Annotated in this window: 15 protein-coding genes and 5 pseudogenes; 10 read left to right on the top strand and 10 right to left on the bottom strand. The window is 68.6% G+C overall.

Annotation, left to right across the window (positions count from 1 at the left end; translation table 11 throughout):
- Positions 1–113: 113 nt before the first annotated feature.
- Positions 114–824, bottom strand: a complete 711-nt coding sequence (locus tag AB0F91_RS44380; RefSeq protein ID WP_360608054.1) for a TetR/AcrR family transcriptional regulator — start codon at positions 822–824, stop codon at positions 114–116.
- 311 nt (positions 825–1,135) lie between these two features.
- Between AB0F91_RS44380 and AB0F91_RS44375 the strand changes: the two genes are divergently transcribed.
- The 3 genes and pseudogenes from AB0F91_RS44375 to AB0F91_RS44365 all read left to right on the top strand — a co-directional run bounded on the left by AB0F91_RS44375 (position 1,136) and on the right by AB0F91_RS44365 (position 3,243).
- Positions 1,136–2,002 (top strand): NAD(P)-dependent alcohol dehydrogenase, encoded by an 867-nt coding sequence (locus AB0F91_RS44375; RefSeq protein ID WP_360608052.1) that lies wholly within the window; start codon positions 1,136–1,138, stop codon positions 2,000–2,002.
- Positions 1,999–2,673: pseudogene (locus tag AB0F91_RS44370) on the top strand (DUF4389 domain-containing protein); the annotation flags it as partial. The gene AB0F91_RS44375 and the pseudogene AB0F91_RS44370, both read left to right, overlap by 4 nt.
- A gap of 333 nt (positions 2,674–3,006) precedes the next feature.
- Complete coding sequence (locus tag AB0F91_RS44365; RefSeq protein WP_360608050.1) at positions 3,007–3,243, top strand: hypothetical protein; 237 nt, start codon at positions 3,007–3,009, stop codon at positions 3,241–3,243.
- A gap of 1,234 nt (positions 3,244–4,477) precedes the next feature.
- Here the strand turns inward: AB0F91_RS44365 and AB0F91_RS44360 are convergent.
- Together AB0F91_RS44360 and AB0F91_RS44355 are read right to left on the bottom strand one after the other, a co-directional pair.
- The gene (locus AB0F91_RS44360) at positions 4,478–5,029 is read right to left on the bottom strand and encodes a DUF302 domain-containing protein (RefSeq protein WP_360608048.1); all 552 of its coding nucleotides are present in this window, start codon (positions 5,027–5,029) and stop codon (positions 4,478–4,480) included.
- Positions 5,030–5,133: 104 nt separating this feature from the next.
- Positions 5,134–5,973, bottom strand: coding sequence for an alpha/beta hydrolase (locus tag AB0F91_RS44355; RefSeq protein WP_360608046.1), 840 nt, complete (start codon positions 5,971–5,973; stop codon positions 5,134–5,136).
- A 493-nt stretch (positions 5,974–6,466) separates the two neighbouring features.
- Here AB0F91_RS44355 and AB0F91_RS44350 point away from each other — a divergent pair, with 493 nt between their 5' ends.
- The gene (locus AB0F91_RS44350; RefSeq protein WP_360608044.1) at positions 6,467–7,279 is read left to right on the top strand and encodes an SDR family NAD(P)-dependent oxidoreductase; all 813 of its coding nucleotides are present in this window, start codon (positions 6,467–6,469) and stop codon (positions 7,277–7,279) included.
- A gap of 62 nt (positions 7,280–7,341) precedes the next feature.
- Here AB0F91_RS44350 and AB0F91_RS44345 read toward each other — a convergent pair whose 3' ends face one another.
- Both AB0F91_RS44345 and AB0F91_RS44340 read right to left on the bottom strand, forming a co-directional pair.
- Positions 7,342–10,206 carry an AAA family ATPase gene (locus tag AB0F91_RS44345; RefSeq protein ID WP_360608042.1) on the bottom strand — a complete coding sequence of 955 codons (2,865 nt, stop codon included), beginning with the start codon at positions 10,204–10,206 and terminating at the stop codon, positions 7,342–7,344.
- Positions 10,207–10,330: 124 nt separating this feature from the next.
- Positions 10,331–10,798, bottom strand: a complete 468-nt coding sequence (locus AB0F91_RS44340; RefSeq protein ID WP_360608040.1) for a MarR family transcriptional regulator — start codon at positions 10,796–10,798, stop codon at positions 10,331–10,333.
- Between the two features lie 56 nt (positions 10,799–10,854).
- On the opposite strand from AB0F91_RS44340, the pseudogene AB0F91_RS44335 reads away from it, so the two are divergent.
- Positions 10,855–11,751 (top strand): annotated as a pseudogene (locus AB0F91_RS44335) (AraC family transcriptional regulator); the annotation flags it as partial.
- 171 nt (positions 11,752–11,922) lie between these two features.
- Here the strand turns inward: AB0F91_RS44335 and AB0F91_RS44330 are convergent.
- Positions 11,923–12,807, bottom strand: a complete 885-nt coding sequence (locus tag AB0F91_RS44330; protein WP_360608038.1) for an alpha/beta hydrolase — start codon at positions 12,805–12,807, stop codon at positions 11,923–11,925.
- Positions 12,808–12,944: 137 nt separating this feature from the next.
- Complete coding sequence (locus AB0F91_RS44325) at positions 12,945–13,649, bottom strand: alpha/beta hydrolase (protein ID WP_360608036.1); 705 nt, start codon at positions 13,647–13,649, stop codon at positions 12,945–12,947.
- Positions 13,650–14,377: 728 nt separating this feature from the next.
- Between AB0F91_RS44325 and AB0F91_RS44320 the strand changes: the two genes are divergently transcribed.
- Positions 14,378–14,830 carry an alpha/beta fold hydrolase gene (locus AB0F91_RS44320; RefSeq protein WP_360608034.1) on the top strand — a complete coding sequence of 151 codons (453 nt, stop codon included), beginning with the start codon at positions 14,378–14,380 and terminating at the stop codon, positions 14,828–14,830.
- Positions 14,831–15,368: 538 nt separating this feature from the next.
- A pseudogene (locus tag AB0F91_RS44315) lies at positions 15,369–15,630 on the top strand (DNA polymerase Y family protein); the annotation flags it as partial.
- Between the two features lie 446 nt (positions 15,631–16,076).
- On the opposite strand, the gene AB0F91_RS44310 reads toward AB0F91_RS44315, so the two are convergent.
- The 3 genes from AB0F91_RS44310 to AB0F91_RS44300 form a co-directional block, all read right to left on the bottom strand.
- Positions 16,077–18,884 (bottom strand): family 78 glycoside hydrolase catalytic domain, encoded by a 2,808-nt coding sequence (locus AB0F91_RS44310; protein ID WP_360608032.1) that lies wholly within the window; start codon positions 18,882–18,884, stop codon positions 16,077–16,079.
- Positions 18,884–20,194, bottom strand: coding sequence for an MFS transporter (locus AB0F91_RS44305; RefSeq protein ID WP_360608030.1), 1,311 nt, complete (start codon positions 20,192–20,194; stop codon positions 18,884–18,886). Before AB0F91_RS44305 ends, AB0F91_RS44310 begins: the two co-directional genes overlap by 1 nt.
- Positions 20,195–20,349: 155 nt before the next feature.
- On the bottom strand, positions 20,350–21,369 hold the full coding sequence (locus AB0F91_RS44300; protein WP_360608056.1) for a LacI family DNA-binding transcriptional regulator: 1,020 nt from the start codon (positions 21,367–21,369) through the stop codon (positions 20,350–20,352).
- A gap of 249 nt (positions 21,370–21,618) precedes the next feature.
- On the opposite strand from AB0F91_RS44300, the gene AB0F91_RS44295 reads away from it, so the two are divergent.
- The 3 genes and pseudogenes from AB0F91_RS44295 to AB0F91_RS44285 form a co-directional block, all read left to right on the top strand.
- A complete protein-coding gene (locus AB0F91_RS44295) occupies positions 21,619–23,892 on the top strand; it encodes an alpha-L-rhamnosidase C-terminal domain-containing protein (RefSeq protein WP_360608028.1) in 2,274 nt (757 codons plus the stop codon).
- Between the two features lie 324 nt (positions 23,893–24,216).
- Positions 24,217–26,190 (top strand): annotated as a pseudogene (locus AB0F91_RS44290) (glycosyl hydrolase); the annotation flags it as partial.
- 633 nt (positions 26,191–26,823) lie between these two features.
- Positions 26,824–26,917: pseudogene (locus AB0F91_RS44285) on the top strand (glycosyltransferase); the annotation flags it as partial.

Below are 26,917 nucleotides of genomic sequence, written 5' to 3'. Positions count from 1 at the left end.
CGGGTCATGCCCCGATGCCAGCGTCAGCCTGGCAGCAACCCGACCCAGCCGGATCACCGGTCAAAGAATCACAGTTCCGATGTTCCTCAAACGCCGGCTCGAGGGGAAGCGGCTTAGCCGGATCCGACGGACTTCCGCCCCGTAGCCACGCGGGCGGCGAGGCCCTCGAGGATCCGGCGAAGGCCCCAGAGGTACTGCTCGGTGGAGATGTAGCCGGCCATTGTTGCCGCCGCTGCGGCGCTGAGCGGGAAGTGTTCAGGCGGTCTCGCCGAGAATGCGAGCTGGCGGGTTGCGATCCGTTCCGACTCCGCCGGCAGCGGGACCTTGTGCTGCACATCGGCGACTTCCAGGACGAGTGAGCCGAAGATGTAGACGAACAGCAGGTAGGACGCCCGCGCGGCGTCGGTGGCGTCGAGTCCGGCGTCGGCCAGCAGCTGGAGGAGCCGTTCGGTGAGGGCCTGCGCGATGGGTCCATCCATCCGGCTGCCGACCATCAGGCTGACCGCGCCCGGATGTGCGGACAGTTTCGCTCGCAGTTCCAGGGCCAGTGCTTCCACGCGTTCGCGCCAGGGCTGCGCACGGTCGGCGAAGACGTCGTGGTCCACCTCGCCGAGCAGCCGCTCGACGAGCGCATCGACCACGGCGGCCTTGTCCGGGAAGTAGGTGTAGATCGCGTTCGGGACCACGCCCACCCGCGCGGCAATCGCCCGCACGGACGCCGCATCCGGGCCCTGGTCGAGCAGACTCAGCGCCGCGTCGAGGATCTCGTTCTCGGTGAGGGCGCGCCGCGGACCGCGAGGCCGTCGCCGACCTGATTCGGACAATGGTGTCTTCTTCCTCTTGACTTCGGTACCAGCAGGGTAGACGGTTCTTTGTACGGCGTACAAATCATGTACACCGTCCAGTGATCGACAAAAGCGAAAGGGTCACGATGCGCACAACGCAGCTCGAGAACCTCAGGGGTCCCCCTCGCGAGACCGGAGGGCCAACGATGACGGCGGTCGTGCAGGACCACTACAGCTCCGCTCCCGAAGCTCTCTTCCGGGTCACGCAGACCGACACACCCACCATGGGGGACGACGACATCGTGGTGAGGGTGCACGCGGCCAGCGTGGACCGCGGCACCTGGCACATCATGTCCGGCCTGCCCTATCCGATCCGGCTCGCAGGCTTCGGATTGCGCACCCCGAAGTACGCCAACCCAGGTCGGGCCCTGGCCGGAACGGTCGAGGCGGTCGGCCGCAGCGTCACTGGCTTCGTCCCGGGCGACGAGGTGTTCGGGATGTCCACCAGCACCTTCGCGCAGTATGCGACTGCCCGACCCGGCAAGCTCGCCCCGAAGCCGGCAAACCTCTCCTTCGAACAGGCGGCCGCCGTCCCGGTCTCGGGGGCAACCGCCCTGCAGGCGGTCCGCGACCACGGACGCGTCCGGGCCGGTGAGAAAGTGCTGATCATCGGCGCCTCGGGCGGTGTCGGTACGTTCGCTGTGCAGATCACGAAGGCATTCGGCGCGGACGTCACCGGCGTTTGCAGCGTCGGCAAGGTGGAGATGGTCCGTGCCCTGGGCGCCGACCACGTCATCGATTACACCCGCGCCGGCTTCGCCGACGGCGGACACCGCTACGACGTCGTCCTCGACATCGGCGGCAACGCCCGGCTTTCCGATCTACGGCGGGCTCTGACACCACGGGGACGACTGGTCATCGTCGGCGGAGAGGGCGGCGGCCGGCTGCTCGGCGGCAGCGATCGCCAGATCCGGGCGAAGCTGCTTTCGTTGTTCGTCCGCCAGCAGCTGGGCACCTTCGTCGCGAAGGAAACCGCCGTCGACCTGATCGCGCTCGGCGCGCTCATCGAGGACGGGAAGCTCACCCCCGTGATCGACCGCACCTACCCACTGGCCGAGGTCGCCGCGGCCATCCGCCACCTGCTCGACGGGAAGACCCGAGGCAAGCTCGTCGTCTCCGTCCTCCCCCAGGCACCCGCCACAGGGAGCACACCATGACCGATCCCCGTACGCCCTACCCCGTCCGCGTCGACGCGGCACTCGAGCCGTCGGGCTCCCGCGGCCTGTGGCTGGTCAAATGGTTGCTGCTGATCCCGCACTTCGTCGTGCTGTTCTTCCTGTGGGTCGCCTTCTGTGTAGTCAGCGTGATCGCGTTCTTCGCCATTCTGATCACCGCGCGCTATCCGCGACCGTTGTTCGACTTCAACGTCGGCGTGCTGCGCTGGAGCTGGCGGGTGAACTACTACGGCTACGGCGCCCTGGGCACCGACCGCTATCCGACCTTCACCCTCGCCGAGGTGGCCGACTATCCGGCGCACCTCGATGTGCCCTACCCCGAGCGGCTGTCCCGCGGCTTGGTGCTGGTCAAGTGGTGGCTACTGGCCCTGCCGCACTTCATCGTGCTGTCGATCCTGGTCGGCGGCGGACTGTGGGCAAGCTCCGGTGCCACCACCGCCCCTGGCTGGAACGCCGGCGCCAGCGGTGCCGGCCTCGTCACGCTGCTCCTGCTGATCGCCGCGATTGTGCTGCTGTTCACCGGCCGCTACCCGAAGTCGCTGTATGACTTCGTGCTCGGCATCGACCGCTGGGCGCTGCGTGTGGCCGCCTACACCGCGCTGATGACCGACCGCTATCCGCCGTTCCGACTCGACCAGGGCGGCGCCGACCCGGTTCTCGCCGACCCCACCCCGCCGTCGCCTTCCGGACCGCCGGTCGCAGGGCAGCCGGCCGGTGAAACCCTTGGGGCCGGGTAGCGGCAGGCTGGCGTGTTTTTCCTGAAGGGTACGAGCTGGTCTCATATGCGCAGCGCGTTATCCCGCACGCGCCCGTGCTGGTCCCAGGACATGATTCGCGCCAGCTGATCGTCGCATTTACACAGAGGACCGGACTTTGTCCGATGTGGACAGTCCGGTCCTCCTGCCAAGCGTCAGCTGAATGGTCCCAGGTCGGTGTAGGGCTTCGGTCGACGATGATCGGCAGGCCGAGGTTGACAGTCCGACCGGTTGGCGTTCGTGGGCTCGGTCGAGGCTGACCGGCTTGCGGGCTGCTTCTTCAAGCTGGTCTGCGACCCGTCTCCCCAGCCAGCGCTGCAGCAGTCTTTCGCTGCCCGCCTCGCCCGCGTCGGCGCAGTCATCCAGCGCGGCATCGACCGGGGCGAACTCCCCCGCAAGACCGCGGAACTCTTGCCGGAGGCGCCGACTGGCTCGCTTCACCTGCGCATACCATCAGATCAAGGGTGAGGAAGAAGGCGCCGTACTCGTCATCGTGCGCACGGGCACGACGCCTACTGGCGATCGCCACCCGAGGACGTCAAAACGCGTCGCACAGCTGCTTGAGCTGAAAGACGTGGCTTTCGACTGACAACGACCTGGAGCGGTCCGCTGTGAGAACAACGTGCGCATCACCGTGGCTGGTGGGCGAGATCGCAGACGGGACGGTTCAGGTGGGACCGACCAAGCGCGCACGCGACGGTGAAAGCGGCGGTCATGGACCTCTTCCAAGCGCCAGGTCCCGGCGGGCCGGCGCAGGCACACGCAGCAACTCGAGCATCGGGCCCACGTCGCCGCCTTCGATGGCCCTCCGCCAACGACGCGACGCGCACGCGGGGTCCTTGTGGTGAACGCATTCCGGACCAAGCCGTGTTGACGAGTTCGAGCGGTGTGAAGCTGCTGGCGACGGAGTAGTCGGCGGGTCTGTTCGCCAAGGTCTCGGGTCGGGACGAGGTCGCCCGGCGCCTCTCGCGGACGCCAACGCGCCACACCGCTACCAGGTGGCTTCCACGAACCACCCGACTCGCCGGCTTCAGTCTTACGCGTCGGCTGCCGTTTCAATTTTCGTGTAATCGGCAGGCGATGAAGATCAGCTATGGGAGCAACACTGCCCCACCCGTCACGACGCGTCGTCTACACGAGGGGACAGCGTGACTTCACGATCGGGGCTTTTACTGGTCGGAGCCATCGTCCTCGCTGCGCTGGCCGTGATCATGTTCGTTGTATTGTCGCCCACCAATCCGGCCGGAACCGACACGACACCGGGTTCAGATAGGGCAACTGCTCGCCATCTTCCCAGTCACCTGCCGACCATGCCGCCGGCATCCGGTCCGCCCGTTCACCTAAACGCCGCCTGGGAGCTGAGATCCACCTGCATCGCGCTGCCGACAAGCGAAGGTGCGACGCTGGGCGACGACCATCCAGCCGTCGCCCAGCGAAAGGCACTCCCTCCACCGGCGGGTGATGCCATGCCAGACGGGAGGATTGCGTAGAAACAGGTGACCCAGGTCGCGCGGGACCGCGCCGCGGTTGGTGCGTCTGCCGGGCCGCACCCAGTCCCCCGCACATCAGGAACGCCTCCCGACGGCACAACCCACGCACCGGCTTTCCTGATCGTCGCAAAGCCCTCGGCCCGCGAGACCGGCGAAATCGCCGACATCCACGACACTCCCGCGCAGGGTCGTTCCGGATTGCTCGCTGATCGTCAGTTGTGGTGGGCGTCAGTGATCAATTCGGTCGGCACCGGTAGGCCGAGGTGGTTAAGGAGGGCGGCCAGCTTGGCGTCGAGTTCTCGCCCGACCTGCGCGATGCGCGGATCGTGGAAGCTGTCGAATCGGGTGCTGGGCTGGTCGATCGTGAACCAGGTGCGGTCGTCGTGGTCCACGTAGATCGCGGTGCGCAGTGGCGCATAGAGCATCACCGAGGGGTCGTGCCGGAACATGCGCTGGGCGAAGACGTGATTGCCCATCAGGTACTCCGCGCACGGACGCGATTCGGCGGCCAATTCCATCAGAGAGCCGACATCGGTGCCCCAGTACCGAATGAAGCTGTGCGGGGCGTTTTCCTCAGTAGCCTCCCGGACGACGTCCCAGCTGGCCCGTTCCCTCTTGAACTGCTCGATTCGAGCAGCGTCGAGTACCGGCACCGCGCGTTCGTAATCGTCTCGGAATTCCGAAAAGGTCGTCGTGACGGGGATGGCCAGGCGGAGCACGTCGTGCGCGAAAGTCTGGATTGAATGGGAATCGCTGGCGGGCATCGCGTTGCCGTCCTTCGATGGTCATGGGTGTTGTCGGGGGAACCGGTGAGACAAGCGAGGATGGCGGCCACGGTGCCGATCGCCGACGGCACCGTGGCGGCCTGTCAGTCGCGGAGGAACTCCAGCACCTGCTGAACGAACAGCTCGTGGTACTGGAAGATCGCGCCGTGGCCCGCTTCCGGGTAGATGCTCAACGTGGCGTTGGGCAGCATCCGCGCGAGGTTGAACGAGCTGATCGTCGGCACCAGAATGTCGTTGTCGCCGTTGACGACCAGGACGGGTTTGTCCACATCGGCCAGCCCGGCGGGTGAGGTGCCCTGCTCCCATTTGGTGGCCGCGGTCAGCTGGGCACCGATCGTCTCGTCCGTCACGGGCGTGTCGCGGTCGTCGGTCCGCTCGTCCAGGCGAGCGAGAAAACCATCCGCGGCGGCCTGGCTGCGGGGCGTCGGCGAGAAGAAGAGATAGTGCTTGGGGTGCTTGCCTTCAGCGGCCGACTTCCCGAACGCGCTCTGCAGCCCGGCGCCCCAGCCGGCAGGCCCTTCGTCACCGGCGGGCGAGGTGCCGGCCAGGACGATCCGACGGACCAGATCGGGTCGCTGCTGGGCGACCGACTGGGCCACCATGCCACCCAGGGAAAAGCCCAGAAGATCGACGGTGTCCAGCCCGAGAGCCTCGAGGAAGGCCACCGTGTCGGCGGCCATCGCCTCGATGCTGTCGGGGGTGGTGCCGCCGGAGCCGCCGACGCCCCGGAGATCCACCGCGATGACGCGTCGCTCAGCCGCGAAGCCGTCGACCACGGCGGGGTCCCATTCGTCGAGCACCGCGGTGATGTGGTTCAGCAGCACCAGCGGCACGCCGGCGGTCGGACCCAGCTCGCGGTACGCGAACGGCGTTCCGCCGACGTCCACCGTCTCCCCCGGTGTTTGCACAAAACTCGCTGCCATGTCTTGCCTTTCTTGCGCGGTGATTCCGCGCCCGTCGAGGGGAATTCGCCTCTTGGCGCTCTTCGACAGCCTCGCCGGGATCGGCGGGGAGCCGCTTCCGTCGGAAGACCACCGCCGCGCAGCGCGACACTCCACGCCAGGCAGTCATTCCTCCGTGCCACGCTTCGTCCGCAGGTCGGCGCGGTCAGGACGAGCTGACGAAATCAGGTTTCGTGATGATCTACGCGCACACTGAACCGATTCGGGCGGCGATCGACGGAAATCCCCTTGCCCGTCACCGTGCAATCGGCGCGCCTGAGCATTTCACGTGCTCGGGGCCGGATCAATGAGCCACAGTCTCGCTGACAGTCATTCGACTTACGCGAACGGATTTCGTCATGCCGACACTGATGGGACAGCCGGGAGTGAGCTGGTGCTGGTGGGCCAGCCCGTGCCGACCGTTCTCGGGCGCCGCTCCGCTTCCATGATCTGCCGAAGAGTAACGAGGAGCACCATGTCACAGATCGTCCTTGTTACCGGGGCTTCCAGTGACCTCGGAGCTGCCACCGCCAACGCGCTGGCCGGTTCAGGCCACACCGCGTACGCAGGGATCAGCCCGGCTGTCGTCCACCCGGCCGGCCGCCTCGCCGAGCCGAGCGGCCACGGCACGCGCCTGCGCCCCATTTCGCTGGACCTGGCCGACCAGCGCTCGGTCTCGACCGCGGTCGGCCACATCTTGGCGGAAGCCGGAAGGATCGACGCAGTGGTCCACGCCGTCGGCCCGGTGCCTCGCGGGCCGCTCGAATCCTTCACCCCTTACCAGCTGGCGCAGGTCTACGACGCGCATGTGCTGTCCACTCAGCGCGTCAACCGTTCCGTGCTGCCGCAGATGCGCGAGCGACAGGAAGGCCTGCTGGTGTGGGTGGTGCCGACGAACCACGAAGCCGAGGGCGTTCCCTACCTCGCGCTGCACTCCGAAGCGGTCACGATGATCGACCATCTCGCGGCGAGTTACGCCCGGGAGCTGACCGAATTCGGGGTCGAGACCACGATCGTCGTCCCCGGATTCCTGGTCCCCGAGACCGGCCCGCGCGTGCGCATCTTCCATCCGGACGACGCCGAGACGGTTCAAGCCTACGAGGGCCGATACCCGGGCCTGGTCCACCGGGTGGACTCGAAGCTGGCCGAGCACGCGCTCACGGGCGCGGAGGTCGCCCTCGCGGCCCAGGCCATCACTGCCGTCGTCGGCAGCCCCAAGGGCACCCGTCCACTGAGGACCGCTCCCGGCCGGCCCAGCGCCGCGTCCGGCCAGGGCGCCGTGTGGTAGGCGGTCGACCTGGCCGCGTCGACGAGCGGTTCGCCGACTCGCCGTTCATCAATGGAGCGGTGTCATTCCTCGAGCGCCGCGAGCGCGTCGCGAAGTGCAGCTCTGGAGGTGATCCCGAGCTTCGGAAAGATCTGGTACAGGTGTGCGCCGATGGTCCGGTGCGAAAGGTACAAGCGCTCCGCGATCTGTTTGTTGCTCAAGCCGGAAGCCGCGAGATCCGCAATCTCCCGCTCCTGGGGCGTGAGCACTTCCCCACTCGCCGTGGTTCTCGGCGCGCCCCATCCGGTGGCCCGGAGCTCCTTGGCGGCACGGTCCGCCCAGGGCCCGGCATCGAGCAGTGTGAAGGCGTCGTACGCCAGACGCAGCGGCTCTCGGGAGTCGGCGTTGGCCCGGGCGCGTCGCAGCCGTTCCCCATACGCCAGTTGCACACGGGCCAGATCGAACGGCCATCTTTCGACGCCCGGTCTCTCCAGCGCCTCCTCGAACAGGCGCACCGCCTCGTCGTCGTCGGTGGCGCACAGCGCCGCCGAACCGGCGGCGAGCAGGCTGAGCCGCGGGGACAGCGCACCGATGTCGGCCTCCCGCATGGCCCGTACGTGAGCTGCGGCCTCGCTGTGCCGGTCAGTCCGTACCGCGGCTTCGACGACGTCCAAGGCCACCCACATGGCGTGCGGCACGTGGGAGGCGAACGTACCCGCTGGGCCCAGGGCCGTCGCGTTCCGATAAGCGCGTTCGAAGTCACCGCGGCCGGATTCGGCGACGGTGCGGACGTGCCGGGCGTAGTGCAGTGCTGCCCCCACTCCCCGGGGTGTGGCCCAGCGAATGATCTGGTCGGTCAGGCGGTCGACCGCTTCGTCGTCGCCGCGGGCCGCGGCGACGACGGCTTGGCAGTACCAGAAGTACCAGGTGAAGAAGTGGTACCCGGAGTCCTGGCACACCTGGGTTCCCTCGTCGGCCAGTTCCAGGCATTCGTCCCACCTGCCGGTGAGGTAGTCGTCGAGGCACAGGTGCATCAGCGCGCCGACGTGCCGGCGCGGGGGACCGCCGTCGCGCCCTTGGAGAACGACTCGCCACGACGGCTCGCGGACATCTGCCAGGCGATCGGCGTAGAGCGCGCCGGTACCGGCGCGAACGATCCGGCCGGGGTCGGTTTCCTTCTGCAGGTCGCTGAGCACGGATTCCAGCTGGTCCAGAGCCCTGGCACCGGAACGGACCGGGTCGGAGAAGGTCTTGGCGGCCACCGACAGCAGGGCGGGTGGCTCCGGTCGCAGGCGTCGGAGCGTCGCGTACAACGGATCCCACAGCTCCGCACGGCCGCTGTAGAAGCAGAGGAGCAGCAGCAGGTGGAGCGCGTCGATGAGGGCGCCGTCCTGGGCGTCGTAGTGGTGCATGCCGGACTCGACGGCGCCGACGAGCAGCCGGTGGGCGGTGTCGATGTCCCCGTCGCCGTTGATGATCAGGAAGACAGCAGCCGCCGAGAAGTGGAGGGAACCCATCAGCTCCGGGTCGGCCAAGCGGGCGCCTTCGAGCAGCTCCGAGGCGTTGCGGAGCTGCCCGGTCGCGTCGGCGCCGACGTAGGCGGCCTCGGCGAGCCGGCGAGCGCGAGCCGAGCCGTGGGGACTCAGATCGGCGGCCCTCACCAGCGCCGCCACCGCACCGACGGCGTCTCCGCGGGCGGCGATGCGACGCGCCGCTTGTTCCAGCAGGACGGCCACCTGCTCGTCCGGCTCGACGGACGCTTCGCCGAGGTGCCAGGCCCGCCGCTCGGGGTGGCTCACCAGCACCTGGGCCAACGCTCGATGAGCCGCTCGGCGCTCGGCACTCGTGCAAGCGTCCACGACCGCCGAGCGGATCAAGGGGTGCCGGAAAACGAGGCGGCGCGTGCCCTCGTCGAAAGCCACCAGCCGATCCTGCTCGGCCGAGGCGAGGTCTTCGAGGTCGGATTCGTAGCCGGCCTGCCGCGCCGATGCCTGCAGGACCGCGAGGTTGCCCGTTCCCTCCAGCGTCGCGAGCAGCAACAGCCGCCGTGCGGCGAGTGAGAGGACAGACACCCGGGAGACGAACAGCGCCTGGAGCCGCTGGCTGAGCGGGAGCACTGCGGGAAGGTTCTCCAGGGCCACGCGCTGCTGCCCGCTCAGCGCCGTGGGCAACTCGAGCAGGGCCAGCGGGTTCCCCTCGGCCACCGACAGCAGTCGCTGACGCACTCGAGCGGCCAGCGTCGGGAATCGGCTGTTGAGCAGCAGCTGTGAGGACTCTCCGTCCAACGGCGGCACCTCGTACTCGGGCAGGCCACCGCGGTTGAAGAAGGTCTCACTTCCCGAGCGCATGGCGCCGAGGAAGGTGACGCGGGTGCCGTTGAGCCTGCGTGCGACGAAGCCCAGTACGGCGGCGCTGGCTCGATCGAGCCACGGCAGGTCGTCGACGATCAGGAGCAGCGGGCCGGCCTTGGCCACGTGCCGCAGGAGCATGAGGGTCGCGTTGGACACGACGAGCCGTTCCGGCGGTGCTCCGCTCCCGAAGCCCAGGGCGACTTGCAGCGCATCGGTATGCGGCTTCTCGAGTTCCCCGAACGCCTCGTAGAGGGGGAACAGGACCTGGTTCAGCCCCGAATAGCTCACGTCGGCCTCGAACTCGACCCCCGCGGCACGCAGGACCCGCGAGCCGCTCGCGACCGCCGCTTCCGCCACGGCATTGAGCAGTACGGTCTTCCCCACCCCCGCCGCCCCCGACAACAGGAGCGCTCCACCACGATCTGTGGCGTCGAGGAAGCCGCGGATGCGCTCGAGCGCCACGCCGCGTCCCACGAGGAAATCGACACCGCTGTGTTCGAAGAGACCGTTGTCGCCCACTGGATCACGCTCCCCCGCCCACGCGGGCCGCCGAGACTTCCCGGCCTGGTGCGCGACCTGGCGGATCGGACTGTCCACAAGCGATTCCCCGGTATTCACTTCTGGCTGTCAACGTACGAATCCTTCACCCTGGCCACGCGGAGTGCTGACGTCAGTTATCGTGCACTCCTGGCGTTAAAGCACTCGTTCCACGTTTGGGCTTTCAGTAATTTTGGACGATGCTCCACAGCATCGCGTGAAATTTCGCGTGGTCACGGGTGGGAATCGAGGACAGCCGATGCATGATCGCCGTATCGCGAGCGATGGCGACCTGCTCTTTCACCTCGATGCCTTTCGCGGTTGCCCGGGGAAGGCGCACGCGCCGGTCACGAGCGGAGAGTTCGCGGACGACGAGCCCGTCGCGCTCCATCCGGTCGAGAATCGACACCAACGTGGTCTTGTCGACACCGAGCTCCGTGGCGATCTCCAACTGCGTCCGCTCCGGGCCCTTGCTGATGAGTTCGAGAACGAGCCAGTCGCGCAGATCGTTCAACCCCGCATCGCGCGAGACCTCGTTGAACGCGTCGCCGAGCGCTGCGGCCGCCCGATGAGCCAGCCAGGTCAGGTCACCGCTCGCCGAAGTGGCGTCGGGTGGCGGCAACGCGCCACGGCGTTCGTTCTTCGGAGACACTGCCAGACGGTATCATCCGCAGCTGGATCGTCCAAGGTTGGATTAGATCGCGTGAAATGATCCGATGTCATATGATCCTGGCTCCTCTGTCGGCAGCGCTGGGGCCGCTCGTGCGGAACCACTCGCCCATTCAGCGTCGCAGCCTAGATGGAGGTTCGAACAAAAACATGGCTCAAGATCCGGAAGACTTTGCCGATTCTCCACAGCCGCCGGCTTACGGCGAGCACGATGCGCTCTCGGACGTGCTGCAGGCGATTCACCTGCAGGGCGGCGATGTGCGCCGCCGGTCGAACCCGCGTGAGCGGCACCCGGCCGGGGCCAGGTTGTTGCACATCGTCGAGGAGGGCGGGCTCAGCGTCGAGGTCGCGGGCGAAAACAGCGTGGAACTGGGCGCAGGGGACCTGGTGCTGCTCGTGCGGGGGGATGCCCACCTCGTCCGGGCGACGCCGCACGCGAGCTGGGTGACCGGGGAGTTCCTCGTCGAGACGGTGGTCGCCGCGCCGCTGCTCGGTGTTCTGCCGCCGGCGATCGTGATCCGTGGCGGCCCGGGATCCGCGGCGTGGCTCCCGCCGATCAAGGAGCTGCTCATGTCCGAGGTGACGCACCCGGCACCCGGCGCCCGCGTGATGGTGTCCCGAGCACTCGATTTGCTTTTCATCTGGTCGCTGCGGTCGTGGGCCTCATCCGGCGATGTGCGCCACGCCGGCTGGCTGACGGCAGCATTGGACCCGGTGCTCGCACCGGTCCTCACCGCGATCCACCGAGACCCCGGTCGTGACTGGCCCGTCGACGAGCTGGCGCGGCTCACGTCGCTGTCGCGTTCGGCGTTCGCGACGCGATTCGCCGAGTCGGTCGGGGAAACGCCCGGTTCGTACGTGTTGCGGTGCCGGCTGGGCCACGCGGCGCACCTGCTGCGCGGCACGGCCGTCCCGGTCGGCCGGATTGCGGCCCGCGTGGGCTACACCCGAAGCCGCCTTCAGCCGGGCCTTCTCTCGCGCCTATGGCAGTTCGCCACGGTCGTGGCGCGGCGGGACCGGTTCCGACTCCTCCGAACGAACGCCGGAATAACCCGGCCGGTACCGGACGACACCGCCGGGCCGACCGGCGGTGTCGTCCGGGTCACGTCACAGGGTGCCTGCGACGGCCCGTTCGATGAGGTTGACAACGATCCCCGGGTTGGTCACCTGTGCTGCGTGGGGAGTGTTGGCCTCGACGATGTGGGAGTGGGCGCGGGTGGCCATGAAGCGCTCGGCGGCCGGGGGAATCAAGTGGTCGTCGGTGGAGACGAGGGTCCACGATTGGATCTTCTTCCAGGCCGGCTCGCCGGTGAGGTTCTCGCCCAGGGCCGTCGAGGCGACGGGGTTCTGCGTAGCGGCGAGTTCCGCGGCGGTGGCCGTGGAGACGCGGTTGCTGAAGAACAGGTCCCGGTACTGAGCCGCCTTGGCGTACAGCTCGATCTCGGGCTTGCCGTCGGGGTTGGGGTAGGGGACGGGTACGGGGCTGAGGGCGGTGGGAGGCACCGCGGTGGGATCGGTGGTGATGTGGCTGCCCGGGAATTGCGCAGTCAGGGCCGTGATGTTTTCACCCATGTCCGGCTCGAAGGCCGAGATGTAGACCAGAGCCTTGACGTTGGGGTTGCCCGTGGCGGCACTGGTGATGACGGCTCCGCCGTAGGACTGCCCGACCAGGACGATCGGGCCCTGGATGGTCTGGAGGTAGGAAGCCAGCAGGGCGGAATCGCCGGAGAGGCTGCGCAGGGCCGTCGGCGGGGCGACGACCGGGTAGCCGGCCGCTTGCAGGGACCTGGTCACATCGCCCAAGCTCTGGGAGTTCGACCAGGCTCCGTCGACGAGGACGATCGTCGGCTTCGGAGCCTTGGCCGGGTGAGAGAGCGCGACAGGCGCGGCCTGGGGGGCCGGTGCGGCCGATGCCAGCGTGGTCACGCCGGCGACGAGGGCGATCCCGGTCGCGCCGAGGACGGCGGAGCGGAAAACACGACGTTTTCGCACGGTTTCTCCTTGTTCGAAAAGGTTGTCATTGCTGTCCGCAGACGTGTCTGCCCGCGGGGGTTCGTGGTGGTGGGTCCGGAGGCGACCACCCCGCGCCCGGAGCCGGCGTTGTGCCGAGGCGGGCGCAGGCGTCGCCGTCACACCCGGGCGGGGGCGTGCTCCTCGACCCAGTTCAGCGCGTAGTCGGCGACTTCCTGCCAGCCGTCCTGGCCGATGATGAAGTGCGAGCGCCCCGGGAATTCCTGGTACTCGGTGAGGGCCGCGGACTTGCCGGCGAGCCGCCAGTTGGCCTTGTTGACCTTGGGCGGCACGAGGTGGTCGGCCTCCCCCGCGATGAACAGGAGCGGGGCCTGGCGCTTGCGGAAATCGACCCGGGTCGCGGCGCGGGGATTGAAGTTGCCGAACGCCCCCTGGAAGAGCACGCGGGCCGAGCCAGGGACCGCATACCGCTCGTAGCGCGCAGCGGACTCGCTCTCGGTGAGCGTGTTGGTGAAGGCGTAGTGGAACTGCTCCGGCGTCAGCGAGACCGCTTTGTTTTTGTTGGCCGGGTTCCCGAGGACCGAGAAGGTCGACTTGAGGGTCGACAGCGGCAGCGGAAGGACGCCCTTGACGGCCGCCGAGTCGATCGCGACACCGACCCTGCCCAGCCCGCGGTCGAGCAGCATCTGGACGATGGTGCCGCCGAACGAGTGGCCCACGATGATCGGCGGTCGATCCAGCGCGCGGATGATGTTCTCGTAGTGGTCGACCACCTCGCGAAGGCCGACTCCCGCGATCCCTGTGGGGTCACGCCGAAGCTCCTCCACCTCGCGGTCGAGCCCCGGCCAGGCCGGGGCGAGCACGCGGTATCCCCGACCCTCGTAATGGTGTTTCCACCCTCCCAGCTGCGCGAATTCACCCACAGGCCGTGAACCAGCACGATCGTCTCGGCCTCGTTGGCGGAGAAATCATTCATGCGGACCTTCCCTTGGACTAGGACGCTCTGTTCACCGGAGCAGGCCTGACCGGCGCTCCCCGAAAGCCGCCTCGGTGCGGGTCGCGCACACGTCCCGCGGCGGGGCCCCCAGGATCCAGCGCGGCTCTGCCCGCCCGCTTCCGTCGGATGGCCACAAGGATTCGGTGCCGTCGCGTCGTTTCGGGCAGTCGTTCGACAGGTTTCGGTGTCTCCGCAGCTCGGCCGCGCGTGGCGGCGCGTGCCCGCCCCGCGCCGGTGCCGTGCCCGTTCCGCATCCGCCGGTCTTCGCGGCCGGCCGCGGTCGACCGGAGCCGCGGTCATCCGCACAGTCAGTTGACTTGAACCGGGCAAGGCGCAACGTTGACCCACCACCGCGCCGCAGCCGCACGGTCCGTTCGAACTGCGTGGCAACCCCGCCTGCGGCGGTCAGGAGTGGTGGAGGGCAGTCCGGCCGTCGCCTCCAGCAGGAGCCAGCAGGGGTCGTGAGTGGACAGTGGGCCGTGAACAGGAGCCGCGGACGCAGGCGGCAGTCGGATGACGATGACCCCGAAGGGCGCGGATTCGGTACCTTCCGGCGGAATGTCCTCGTTACCCCCGCATCGAGAGTGAGGATTCATGTCGAACGAGCCGGTCGTTCTGCTGCACGGCTTCTACCACGGAGCGTGGGCTTGGACGGAGGTGATCGCCGAACTGGCGGGGCGGGGCCGCACTGCGGTCGCGGTCGACATGGCGGCGCACGGTCTCCACACGACCTCTCCGGCGTCCGCCGGCCGACGTCCGTTCGCCTCGGTCGCCTACGCCACGGAGGCGTCGCCGGTCTCGGGCGTCGGGCTGGACGCCGTCGCCGACCTTCTGGTGGCGCAACTGGAAAGCGTCGGCAAGGGAAAGCCGGTCAGCACCCTTCCGGCCGGTCTCCAGCGGCTCTTCATCGCCCAGGCGGACACGGCGTTCCCCTCGAACCCCACGACGGTCTTCGAGCTGTCCACGGCGCATTCAGCGTTCGTGTCGGCGCCGGCCCGCGTCGCGGACATCATCGCGGACTGCACGGCTGCGACAGGTCAGCAGTGACCGGGTAACCACAGCCACGAACACGTGCCTGGGCGGCTCGGGCGGTCCGGAGCGGAGCCGGTCCGGACGGTGGTTTTCCTTGCTCGGCCGGGGATCCGGTGGCGGAGCGGCCGGGGATCCGGTGGCGGAGCGGCCGGTGCGTTGTGGGCGACCTGCGTGACGGGCTGCGCCGCGGCCCGCGAGGTGGCCGCGGCCGCGACGATCCGCGCGCGCATCGGCAGCTTGCCGGCCGTGTGAACCACCGAGACAGGATCCGGCCACGTCCTGCTCAACGCCGGCGTTCTTGGTCACCCGCGCAGAGAGGCCAACGCACTATTCCCGGCGGCTCCTGCGGCTGACGAGAGCGAGGAAACCGACCGTGATGGCGCCCGCGGCAGCGCAGAGCGTCTAAGGGCTGTCTCGCAACTGGTGTTGTGGCTGGTGGGGCTGACCTTCCGGTCGCGGTGTGCGGGCTGCGGCCGCGCGTAGATCTCGCCGAACCCCACGCGGCGACCTCCCGCGCGAGCGCCGGCGACACGTCGGCCAGCGAGGCACCGACTTGACAGGTCCACCGACGACAGCGGCGGCAGGTGCTCCCTTGACCCGGCCGGCCGCGGGGGTTCCTCGCGAATCGTGTCGTCGCGTGCACGGCGGTGGCGCGCAGCCGCGGGGTGCGGCGCGGGATGCCGCGCCGCGAAGCCGAATCGCGGTATCCGGAGCTGGCCGTGTTCGGGGTGGACGACGGGCGCGACGCGCGGCTGTGCGAGAACATGGCGCGCCCCGGGAAGGAGCTGGTCGTCGGGCTGGAGGTGGAGCGGCCGGGGGGATCGCGACGCCTTGATCAACGGAAACTCCACAGTGGACACGAACTCGCCGGGTGTCCGAGCAACTGGCCGATACGGCTGAGATCCTATAGAGCTACGCCGGTGATCCCGAAATCGGCGTGGTCAACGAACAGCCGATCCGACCGCCGGCACCGGCGACCAGGTTCGGCGAGGGCAGCGTCTCCGCCCCGAGCGCCCGCACACCCGCCTCCTCGACGCCGTCCCGCAGCGCTGTCCCCCGAACCGGCCGCGGCGACCCTGCGTCGTCGGGCATCGGTCGTTCCGGGGTCGCCGGGTGTCCGCCAGCGGAGGCGTCCACTGTAGACGCTCACTCGCACGAGGCACTCCCCCGGGCCTGTTCCCGTCGGCACTTCGACGAAGTGCGCGAATCGGTCCCAGCGACCCGGCCGATCCAGGACGCGGACCGGTCGCCGGCCCCGATGTCACGACAGCTCGCCCGCAGGGAGCGCCACAAGCGCCTTCGCGATGGCGTACACCACATCGAGCGGGGTGTGGCTGAGAGGATCACGCAGCGAACGCCCCGGTGTCCACCTCGTCGTTCGCCGGAACGCGGCGGCTCGGCCGGGATCGATCGCGCTGATCGCCCCCATCACGGCGCGATAGGCCTCGACGTCGTCGACGATGGTGGCCAGGTCGCTGTCCAGCCCGAGTTCCGCGCGGGTTCGGCGGCGCCGGGGGTGCCGCTCGGTCCAGGTGTGGGTGCCGCTGCCGACTTCGTGTTCCGCGCCGGAGGGCAACCGGACGAGGGCGCGGGTGTTGGCGGGCACCTCGATGTCGAACCGCACCAGCTCGCCGTCGCGGTGCCAGGCCGACGACGCGCGCCCGTACGGTGTCTCGTGCCAGGCCGACGCGTCGTCCAGGAAATCGAGCGGGATCGGCGCGACGCGGATGCGCCGGTACCCGGGCTCCTGCGGCGCCAAGCCGGCGACGACGCGATGCAGCCAATCCGCGACGGCGCCGAGCGCGTAGTGGTTGAAGGACGTCATCTGGCCCGGGTTGATCGAGCCGTCCTCCAGCATGGAGTCCCACCGCTCCCAGATGGTGGTGGCGCCCATCGTGACGGGATAGAGCCAGGACGGGCTCTCCGTTTGGGCGAGCAGGCGTGCCGCGGTGTCCACGTGGCCGGTCACGGTCAGCGCGTCGCAGATGATCGGGGTGCCCACGAACCCGGTCGCGATGTGATAGCCGTATGCCCGCACGAGGTGACGCAGCCGCTCCCCCATCGCGGCTTTCTGCTCGCCCTCGACGAGGCCGAAGGCGATCGCGACCGCGTAGGCCGTCGGCGCGTCGGACATCATGCGCCCCGCGGTCGTGACGTACGTGTTGCGGAACGCTTCGCCGATGCGTGCGGCCAGTTCTCCGTAGCGTTGGGCGTCCTCGGCATTGCCCAGCAGCGCGGCGGCCCTCGCGGTGAGCTCGGCGGACCGGAAATAGTAGGCGGTGGCAACCAGCCCGGGGTCCGTCTTGGCACGGCCGGGCTGGTCCGGTGGGGCGTCCGGGTCGAGCCAGTCACCGAACTGGACACCGCTCTCCCACAAAGGATTTCCTCCGGTGCGCGCGGTGACCGTGTCCACCCAGGACTTCATGGCGTCGAAGGAGTCGGACAGTGCACCGTCGTCACCGAAACGTTCACTGAGGACGGTCGGCACCACGGTGATCGCGTCACCCCACGCGGCGACCGGTTCCAGCTGCCCCGGCACCTGGGGGATCACCGCGGGAACCACCATCGGGACCACGCCGTCGGCCGCCTTCTGCTCCAGGCGCACGTCCTCCAGCCAGGACTGCAGGAACGCGTTGCAGTCGAAGAGGAACGACGCCGTCGGTGCGAAGACCTGGATGTCTCCAGTCCACCCGAGCCGCTCATCGCGCTGGGGGCAATCGGTCGGGATCGAGAGGAAGTTGCCGCGCATCCCCCACACGACATTCTCGTGGAGCCGGTTCAGCAGCGCGTGCGAGGTCGAGAACCCGCCGGTGCGCGGCATGTCCGTGTGGACCACCGCGGCTGAGATCGCAGACGGGGAGAACTCACCCGGCCAGTCGTGGATCTCGACGTACCGGAACCCGTGGAAGGTCCACTTCGGCTCCCAAGTCTCCTCGCCGTCGCCGCGCAGCGTGTACCGGTCGGTGGCGGCGGCGTTACGGAGTGGCCGCGTTCCGAGCTCACCGTGCTCGAGAACTTCGGCGTGGCGCAGGGTGATGGTGTGTCCCCGAGGGCCGGTGACGGCGATCCTCACCCAGCCGACGAGGTTTTGGCCGAAGTCGAGCACGGTGTTGCCGGCCGGCGTGGTGAGGACCTGCACGACCTCCCTGCGCTCGATCACGCGCACCGGCGGGCTCGTCCGGGGCTCCGGCCGCACATCCGGAACCTCGACCGGCACCACCGGGCTCCAGGTGTCGTACGCCCCGGGGCTCGCCCACTCCGGGTCGCTCAGCCGCGCGTCGTAGGTCTCGCCCTGGTAGATGCTCGCCGCCACAACGGGTCCGAACGACCACCGCCAATTCTCGTCGGTGATCACCGTGTCGGCAGTGCCGTCTTCGTACTCGATCACCAGCTGGGCCGCGACCGCCGGGTTGCCTTCGTAGAACCGCCGCGCGCGGTCGCGGAACCCGAACGCCTCGGTGTACCAGCCACCGGCCAGCTCGATCCCGACGGTGTTGGCCCCCTGCCGGAGGTGCGCGGTCACGTTGGTGACGTCGAACAGCAACCGCCGCTGGTAGCTCGTCCAGCCTGGTTTCAGCACCGCGTCGTCGACCGCGGCCCCGTTGAGGCGGACGTCGTAGGCTCCGAAGGCCGTTGTGTAGAGGAAAGCCCGCCGGACCGGACCACGTACCTCGAACCTCGTACGCAACAGCTGCGGTTCGTCCGAACCGGACCCGACGAACCGGGCACGCCACTCGGAGGCATCGAGAAACCCGGCCGTCACCTCGGTCGGCGCGCTCCAGGGCGACACCGACCCGTCGGTTCCCCGCACCCGCACCCGGACACCGGCGGTCTCGCGCGGCTGCAACGGCGCGAACGGCCACGCGAGAAGGACCGATTCGTCGCCCTCGATCGTCGCGACCGTGCGCGCGGTGCCGAGGGTGAGCTCGACCTCCGCGCTCGCCTGGACCCAGTTGTCCGTGCCGGCCACCGTCGTCCACGACAGCCGCGGGGACGCGGTCGCGACGAACGGTTCGGCAGACGAGCCGATCCGGGGAGCGTTGACTGTGACGAGAGCATCACTCGTCATCAAAGAGCCTCCTTGGCGGTGAGGGCGCTGGTTTTGGACGGCGAAGCCGGCGCTGGGCCGGAACCGGTGCGCAGCCGACGGATGATGAGCATTCCGACGAGGCCGGACACCAGCGAGAAGACGGCCAGCAGGTAGTACAGGCCGGCCGGGCTCCACGCGATCAGCGCGGGCGTGACGAGCGCGAAGGCCGCGGCGATGAATCGGGCGATCGCGATCGTGAAGCCCTGCACAGTCGCGCGGGCGTTGACCGGGAACGACTCTTGGGTCCAGATCTTGTAGAGGGCTTCGCCCACAAAGGGGAACGAGACGTTGTACAGCACCAACGCGGCGATCATCGCCGGCAGCACGACGCCGCCGGTGACGGCGATCAGCAGCTGGCAGGCGAGGAAGACCACCACGCCCGCCGCGAAGAACCGGCTGCGCCACTTCGTGTCCGCGATGCGGGTGAACACGATCGTGCCGACGAGGCCGACCAGCGTGGTGCCGAACGACAGCCCCGTCGCGACCGTCTGCGTCGTACCGCCGACGGTGACGAGGAAGTAGGTCTTGAACGACCCGAAGGTGTTGGCCACCAAGGTGAAGAACAGGTAGAACAGTGCGGTCAGCGCGATCAGCAGGAGCGAAGTCCGGTTGCGCAGCAAGGCTCCGAGCGGCAAGGCCGTGCCAGGATCCACGCCTGCCGCGGTGTACCGGACCTGCGCCTCCCGCTCGAGCCGGCGGAAGGGCCGGTAGAACGAGCGGAACACGAACGTGGCCACTGCCAGCACGGCGAGGATGCCGAAGATCAGGCTGATGCCGGGGACACCCAGGCCGGACACGGCGAAGCCCAGCAGGGTCGCGATCACGACACCGATCGTCCACATGACGTGGGTGAAGGCGACGAGACGGCCCTGCGTTCCTGCGGGAGCCCGCTCAGAGAGCACAGCGAGCGAGGTCGGCAGATCGGCGCCGGCCGCGATACCCAGCACGATCACGCCCGTCACGAGCACGGGTGCGCTGGGGGCCAGCGCCACGGTCACTGCCGCGGCCGCGTACAGCAGGATCGTCAGCGAGAACATCCGGCCGCGACCCACGAGATCGGCCAGGCGCCCACCGGCCAGTGAGCCGACGGCGATGAACAACGTCAACGCCGAGCCGAGCACGCCGACGGTCCACACATCGAGCTCGAACGCCTTCTTCCACAGCGCCAGGCCCAGGCCCACCGAGATGATCGCCCCGGAGTCCAGGAGCGACGCCATTCCCGCGGCGACCGCGAGCATCCAGTGTCTGTTTTGCAGCACGGCGGTTCCCGCGGCGGTGTTCTCGGCCATGAGGTCTCCTTCTTCGTCGAAGCAGCACGCCGGTGGTAATACGTTTTACCTCGACGCGGGAGGCATCACACCACATGAGCTCTGGGTATCGTCAAGGTTGGGATGCGTGAGAAGGTAAAACGATTCAATAACGCCGGGCCGTCCGCAGGCGGACGTCACTGCGCGACGGTGGACGCCCGCACGACCAGCTCAGGGGAGAACTCGATCTGCGGCCTGGGCAGACCGCCGGACGCGTTGCCGGCGGAGTTCAGCGCGTCGATCTCGGAGAAGAGCAAATCCGCCGCGGCGGCCCCCAACTCCGCTTGCGGAGTGCTGATCGTGGTCAGCGGCACAATCGTGGACCGGGCGAACTCGATGTCGTCATACCCGACCACGGCGATGTCGGCAGGCACGCGGACGACCTTCGCCGCCACGAAGGCCTGCACGACGCCGATGGCCAGCAGGTCGTTGGCGCAGAACAACGCGTCGGGGCGTTCCGTGGCCGGGCGTCTCACGAGCGCCTCCGCACAGGCGATCCCGGCTTCGACCGAGCGCTCCGGCACCGGGATCACCTCAAGCGTGACGCCGGGCGCCCCATGGACGGCGGACAGCGCACCGTTGAGCCGGTCGGCGACCTGCTTGAGCTCGAGTGACGAGGAGACGAAGCCGATGCGTTTGCGTCCCTGCTCGATCAGGTGCGCGGCGGCCAGCCTGCCGCCGGCCACGTGGTCGATCGACACCGACGCCTGAGCGGGGGATTCTGCTCTGCGCGCGCTGAGCACGCTCGCGATGCCGATGGCGCGCATGCGGGCCAGCTCGGCCTCCACATTGCCCACGGGGGCGATGATCACGCCACTCACCTGCTGCTTCGCGAACAGCTGCAGGTAGCTGCGTTCGCGCTGCTCGGACCCGGTGTCGTTCGCCATCAGCATGTACATGCCCTCGGCCGACACCCGCTGCTCGATGGCGGCGGCGATCTCCGGGGTGGTGGCGCCGGCCAGCTCAAACGCGATGTAACCGATGACCGGGCTGACGCCGGTCCGCAGAGTGCGCGCGGCGTCATTGGGCACGAAGCCGAGCGTGTCGACCGCCTGCCGGATCCGCTGGCGCGTGCCCTCGGAGAGCTTCCGCGGCCGGTGGAAGTAGTTCGAGACCGAGGCCGGGGACACTCTTGCCAGCTCCGCAACGTCACGAATGGTGATCCTGTTCAGCCGACTGTTCCTCTCCCCGCACGAGCTTCAAGTCCATGTTAGTGCAGGTGCGGGTGATGCCGGCTCGCCCCGCACCACGTCGGCCGGACCGCGCGTGCGTCCGGATCCGGACAAATCCTTGCTCCTTCATCCGGAGGGTCCTCAAGATTTCCCTGTCCGCCCTCGCCAGGGCGCGGCTCGTTCGCACCGTCCCCACCGATCCCTCTGCTCAACGGGGAGAAAGAGGCAGTCGAATTGAAACGATTCACCCGATTCAGAACCTCGTCACTTTGCCGATGGGCCGCCGTCGGAGTCCTCGCCGCCGTCACCCCCGCGCTCGTCGCCACCCCTGGTCAGGCGTATGCGATCGGCTTCCACGCTGCCGGCGCGCCGGGCCTGGACACCTCCGCCTGGAAGTCGTACGTGCTCGGCCCGTCAACGCCTGACGTCCACCCGGTCGGAGCCGAAGGCCGCGGTGATGTCGCCCACCCGCAGTCCCTGCTGAAGTCGCACGGCCCCGCGACGACGCTCACGACCAAGGCGGGCGGCGCGCCGGCGTCGATTCTGCTCGACTTCGGCAAGGAGGTCGGCGGGACGCCGTACCTCGATCTCACGAAGGTCACCGGCTCCCCCACCCTGACCCTGGTCACTTCCGAGGCGCGGCAGTACATCCGCACGCCCGCCGCGACGACCGTGTCCGCCGCGGCGGCCGGCGGGGCCACCCAGGTCACCCTGGCGTCGGCGGCGAACCTCGAGGTCGGCAACACGATCACCTTCACCGCGGCCGGCGGCAAGCCCGTCACCCGCATGATCACGGCCTTCGACAGCACGGCCCGGACCGTGACCGTCACACCCGCGCTGCCGACGGATCTGGTCGCGGGCACCACCGTCTCCACGTCACCGGGGGCGCCGAGCTCCGACGAGTCCCGCGGCCTCGCCGGCGTCGGCGGTCCGGACACCTTCCAGCCCACCGGGGCAGGACGAGTCACGGGCGGTTTCCACGGTGGCTTCAGGTTCGCCCTGCTCACCGTCTCCTCCCCCGGCAGCGTCAGCCTCTCCTCCCTCGGCGTGAACTTCCAGGCGTTCCGCGCCACGCCCGCCGATTACCAGGGTTGGTTCCTCTCGAGCGACGACCAGCTGAACCGGATGTGGTACTCCGGCGCGTACACGTTGCAGATGAACATGAAGGCGCCGGGCCTGAACAGCCTGCCCGACGCTCGCATCTACGACGGCGCCAAGCGCGACCGCAGCGTGTGGACCGGTGACCTGCTCGTCCAGATCCCCACCCTGCTGACGAGCCTCGGCAGTGCCGGGGAGCCGTACGTGAAATCGTCGCTCGACACGCTGCTGGCCACCCAGCGCGCGGACGGTGCGTTCCCCGGCTCACCGGACTTCTCGAAGCGCACCTCGCCCGCGGGTTCGCCCCTGTTCTACTCGAACAACTACTCCGGCTACGGGGCTCGCGCGTTCATCGACTACTTCCGCTACACCGGGGACAAGGCCTACATCGCCGCGGCGCTTCCCGCGCTGCGCAAGGAACTCGCCTACAACGACACGTTCCGCACGGCCGACAACCTCGTGGTCTCCAACGATCGCGACTACTGGCAGGCGAGCCAGACCGGCGAGGTCACCAAGTACAGCATCGACTACTACATCCTCTTGAAGGACATGGCGTGGCTCGAGCGCTCCGTCGGATCCGCCGCCCTCGCCGACGCCGATGACGCGAAGGCGGACGCCATCAAGACCGCGGTCATGACCAAGCTGTGGAACCCCACGCTGGGCGCGTACGGCCAGAGCAGCAGCAAGCCTGACATGCTCGTCGAAGACGCCAACGCGCTGGCGCTGCAGTACGGCTTCGTGCCTGCGGGCAAGGAAGCCGGCGTCCTCACTGCCATGAAGACACTGTGGACTCCGTACGGCGCCATCATGGGCCCGGGGCTGCAGGACCCGACCGGGCACACCATCGAGCCCTTCGCCAACGGGATGGAGACGGCCGGCCGGTTCGCCACCGGCGACACCGCCGGCGCGCTGGACCTCATGCGGCGCACGTGGGGGCCGATGATCGACAAGAACAACCCCCTCTACACCGGCGCGTTCTGGGAGTTCAAGAACAGCACCGGTGGCGTCAACCGCGCGACGGCCAGTCTGGCGCACGGGTGGGCCGCGTCGCCGTCCGTGCAGCTGACCGAACAGCTCCTCGGCGTGACCGCCGTGGGCGCCGGCTACCAGTCGTGGAGTATCGCTCCGCGCCCTGGGACCGTCCGCTGGGCGAGCGGTGCCGTGCCGACCGCCTACGGAACCATCAAGACCGAGTGGACCTCCGACCCGAAGTCCGGCCGGTTCACGCTCACCGCGCAGACCCCCGCGCACACCACCGGCACCATCACGGTTCCGGTCGGCCGTAATTCGGTGATCACCGTCAACGGCCGCGCTGCGAAGGACTTCGACTCCCGGGCGAAGACGTCCGGCGGCTCCGTCGTCCTCACCGTCCCCGGTGGCACATACCAGATCACGGTGACACAGCGCTGATCAATCCTTTTTGATCCGAGCGGGCCGTTGTGGAGTGCGATCTCCGCAACGGCCCGCTCCACGCCGCAACCACTGCACCAATGGAGGTGTGAAGTGTTCGCAAAACCACCGAAGAGAACATCGTCGTTGCTGACCGTCTGCGTGTCGGCTGTGACCGCTGCCGCGCTGGTGGCTCTCGCGCCCACCGGGACCGCCCAGTCGGATCTGCGCAGTGCCGCACAGGCGGCCACTGAGCTCACGCAAGGAACCGACGGGCTGCAGCCGCTGGCGGGTGGGCTCTCCCCCGCGCAGTTTGCTCACCCGGACACGCGGTTCAAGCCGGCGATGCGCTGGTGGTGGCAGAAGCCGCTCGACGACACCGAGGCCCTGCGCGAGTTGCAGGTGATTGCCGACGCTGGGTTCGGCGAAGTCGAGATCGCGTTCTCCTCAGGCGCTTGGGCCACCGACGAACAGCGCACGATCCTGGGCCACGTGGTGGACAAGGCCGCGCAGCTCGGCATCAAGGTGTCGATGACGATGGGCGCCGCTTGGCCGGTGCAGACGCCCGGCACCGGGGTGAGCAGTGGGTTCGCGTCGCAGGAGCTGCAGTACGGCCGGGTTCACGTCACGGGTGGCCAGAGCTTCTCGGGGCCGGTGCCTCCCGCGATCGACGCCGCCCAGCAGACCCAGGCCGCGAAGCTGGTCGCGGTCACCGCGGCGCGCGTCGTGTCCGCCGGACCCGACGTGACGACGCCCGGGCAGCCGCCGGCCAAGTCGACGGTGCTGGACCCCCAGTCCCTGACCGACCTCACCGCGCAGGTGAAAGACGGCGCCCTCGCGTGGAAAGCGCCCTCCGCGGGCGGCGACTGGGAGCTGTTCGCATTCTGGTCACGGGAGAACAAGGGCAACTACACGAACCCCTTCGACGCCGACGCGTCCCGCAAAGCGACTCAGGACCTCGACCAGATCCAGATCGGCAAGGACAACGCGCCGAAGCTGAAGAAGGCCGGCGCCGACCTGTTCGAAGACTCGCTCGAACTGCACGCCACGTCCATCTTCTGGACCCCGAAGATGGAGAGCGAGTTCCGCGGCCGGCGCGGCTACGACATGGCCAAGTACCTGCCGCTGATGTTCGTGCAGGGCGAGTCGGACTTCCCCGTCCCGCCCAAGGAACCCACCCCGGACTTCTCGCTCACCGACGGCTCGGCGAGCAAGGTCCGCCACGACTACTACGAGACGCTCACCGACCTGTACATCGCCGACCACCTCAAGGTGTTCCAGGACTGGGCGAAGCAGTACGGCATGCAGTACAAGGCCCAGGCCGCGTACCTGCAGGACCTCGAACCGATCCGCAGCTTCCGCTCGCTGCAGAACTTCGGCGCGAGGTCCGAGACGGAGTCGCTTGACGCCGGCGAGAACCTGCCAATCTCGCCCGACGACCCGGCCTGGCGCAATTCGCTCGCCTTCCAGCAGACGATCGCGTCCGGCGTGCACCAGGGCGGCGGTGACCTGCTGAGCGTGGAGCTCGGGGCGTTCTTCAAGCCGGCGTACAGCATGAATCTCGACGACTACCGCGACCTGATGGGCAAGGAGTGGGCGGCGGGGGTGTCACAGCCGTTCATCCACGGCTTCGCCCTCCAGACGCCCGACGCCGCCTGGCCCGGCACGACGCGGTTCAACGAGTCGGTCACCGACAGCTGGAACGACAAGAACTTCCCGCAGTGGTCGAGCTGGTCGACGTTGAACAGCTACTTCGCGCGCGGCACCAGCGTCCTCGAGACCGGCACCGCGAAGACCGACGTAGCGGTCTACAGCGATTCCTTCCTGTCGCCGCGCGGCCACCAGTCGCCGTTCGACGCCGCGCGGCTCGAGGAGCAGGGCTACTCCGTCGAGTACCTCGACCCGCAGGGCCTGGCCCAGGACTCCCGGCCGGACCACGGTGAACTGTTCGGCGGTACCAGCGGCTACCGAGCGCTGGTGATCGACCAGCGGTCGATCACCAGCGACGCCTCGGCCGCCGTGCTGCGGGCCGCGAAGGCCGGTGTTCGCGTCGTGTTCGTGGGCTCGCTCCCCGACCACGACACCACGTACGCCAGCGGCGCCATGGGCGATGCGGACGTCAGGAACAACGTGGCGGCGACGCTGCGGCTGCCTTCGGCGACGAAGGTGGCGACGCAGAACGACGCCGCCGGCGCGCTGAAGAGGCTCAGCCTCGTTCCGCGGGTCGCGTCGGGCGGCACCCAGATCCTCTCCCAGTGGCGTGAGGTCAAGGGTGGCGCGTACGTCTATTTCTACAACCCCTCCGACCACCCGGTCACCTTCACCCCGTCGTTCGGTGTCCAGGGTGTGCCCGCTGAGATGAACCTCTGGGACGGCTCGATTTCGCCGATCGCCCAGTACGCCACCGGCAACGGACGCACCAGCGTTCCGGTGACCCTGCAGAGCGGCCAAGCCGAGGTCATGGCGATCAACACGAACGCCAAGCCGGCCGTCCACGTCACCGGCAGTCTGCCCGAAGACGGGTCCTTCCTGGTGAGCAACGGAAAGATCGTGTTCCGGGCGACCGACTCCGGTGGGCAGACGTTCCAGCTTTCCAACGGCCGCAAGACCGACGTCAACGCCGTGGTGCGCACGGACGACGACAAGCCGCTGTCCGGGATTCCGTCCAGCCGGCCCTCCACCATCGACCAGTGGAGCACGTGGGGGCTGACCGTGAAGACGGTGACGCCGACCGGCAGCGCGACGGTCTCGATTCCCAACGGGCTGGGTGATTCGCAGTTCCAGCAGTTCCGGCTCAAGGACTGGCGCGACATCACGCAGCTGAACGGCGAGTCCGGCGTGGGCACGTACAGCGCGAACACCACGCTGCCCGACGGCTGGCACGCCAACCCGGCCGAAGGCGTGCAACTGAACCTCGGTCACGTCGACGGCACCGCCGACATCACGGTCAACGGTCAGACGTACGAGGACTTCGAACTGGTCATCTCCGACAACGCGTCGGCCGACGGCACCGAAGAGATCTGCCGCCAGTACGCCCAGAAAGACT

The organism is Amycolatopsis sp. NPDC023774, from assembly GCF_040639695.1.
In the GTDB taxonomy this organism is placed as follows: Bacteria; Actinomycetota; Actinomycetes; order Mycobacteriales; family Pseudonocardiaceae; genus Amycolatopsis.
This window is presented reverse-complemented; position numbering and strand designations above follow the sequence as displayed.

Excerpts from the sequence above, each read along its gene's own strand:
- AB0F91_RS44375 (WP_360608052.1), top strand. The coding sequence starts at position 1,136 with ATGTCCGGCCTGCCCTATCCGATCCGGCTCGCAGGCTTCGGATTGCGC.
- AB0F91_RS44360 (WP_360608048.1), bottom strand. The coding sequence starts at position 5,029 with ATGCCCGCCAGCGATTCCCATTCAATCCAGACTTTCGCGCACGACGTG.
- AB0F91_RS44355 (WP_360608046.1), bottom strand. The coding sequence starts at position 5,973 with ATGGCAGCGAGTTTTGTGCAAACACCGGGGGAGACGGTGGACGTCGGC.
- AB0F91_RS44350 (WP_360608044.1), top strand. The coding sequence starts at position 6,467 with ATGTCACAGATCGTCCTTGTTACCGGGGCTTCCAGTGACCTCGGAGCT.
- AB0F91_RS44320 (WP_360608034.1), top strand. The coding sequence starts at position 14,378 with ATGTCGAACGAGCCGGTCGTTCTGCTGCACGGCTTCTACCACGGAGCG.
- AB0F91_RS44310 (WP_360608032.1), bottom strand. The coding sequence starts at position 18,884 with ATGACGAGTGATGCTCTCGTCACAGTCAACGCTCCCCGGATCGGCTCG.
- AB0F91_RS44305 (WP_360608030.1), bottom strand. The coding sequence starts at position 20,194 with ATGGCCGAGAACACCGCCGCGGGAACCGCCGTGCTGCAAAACAGACAC.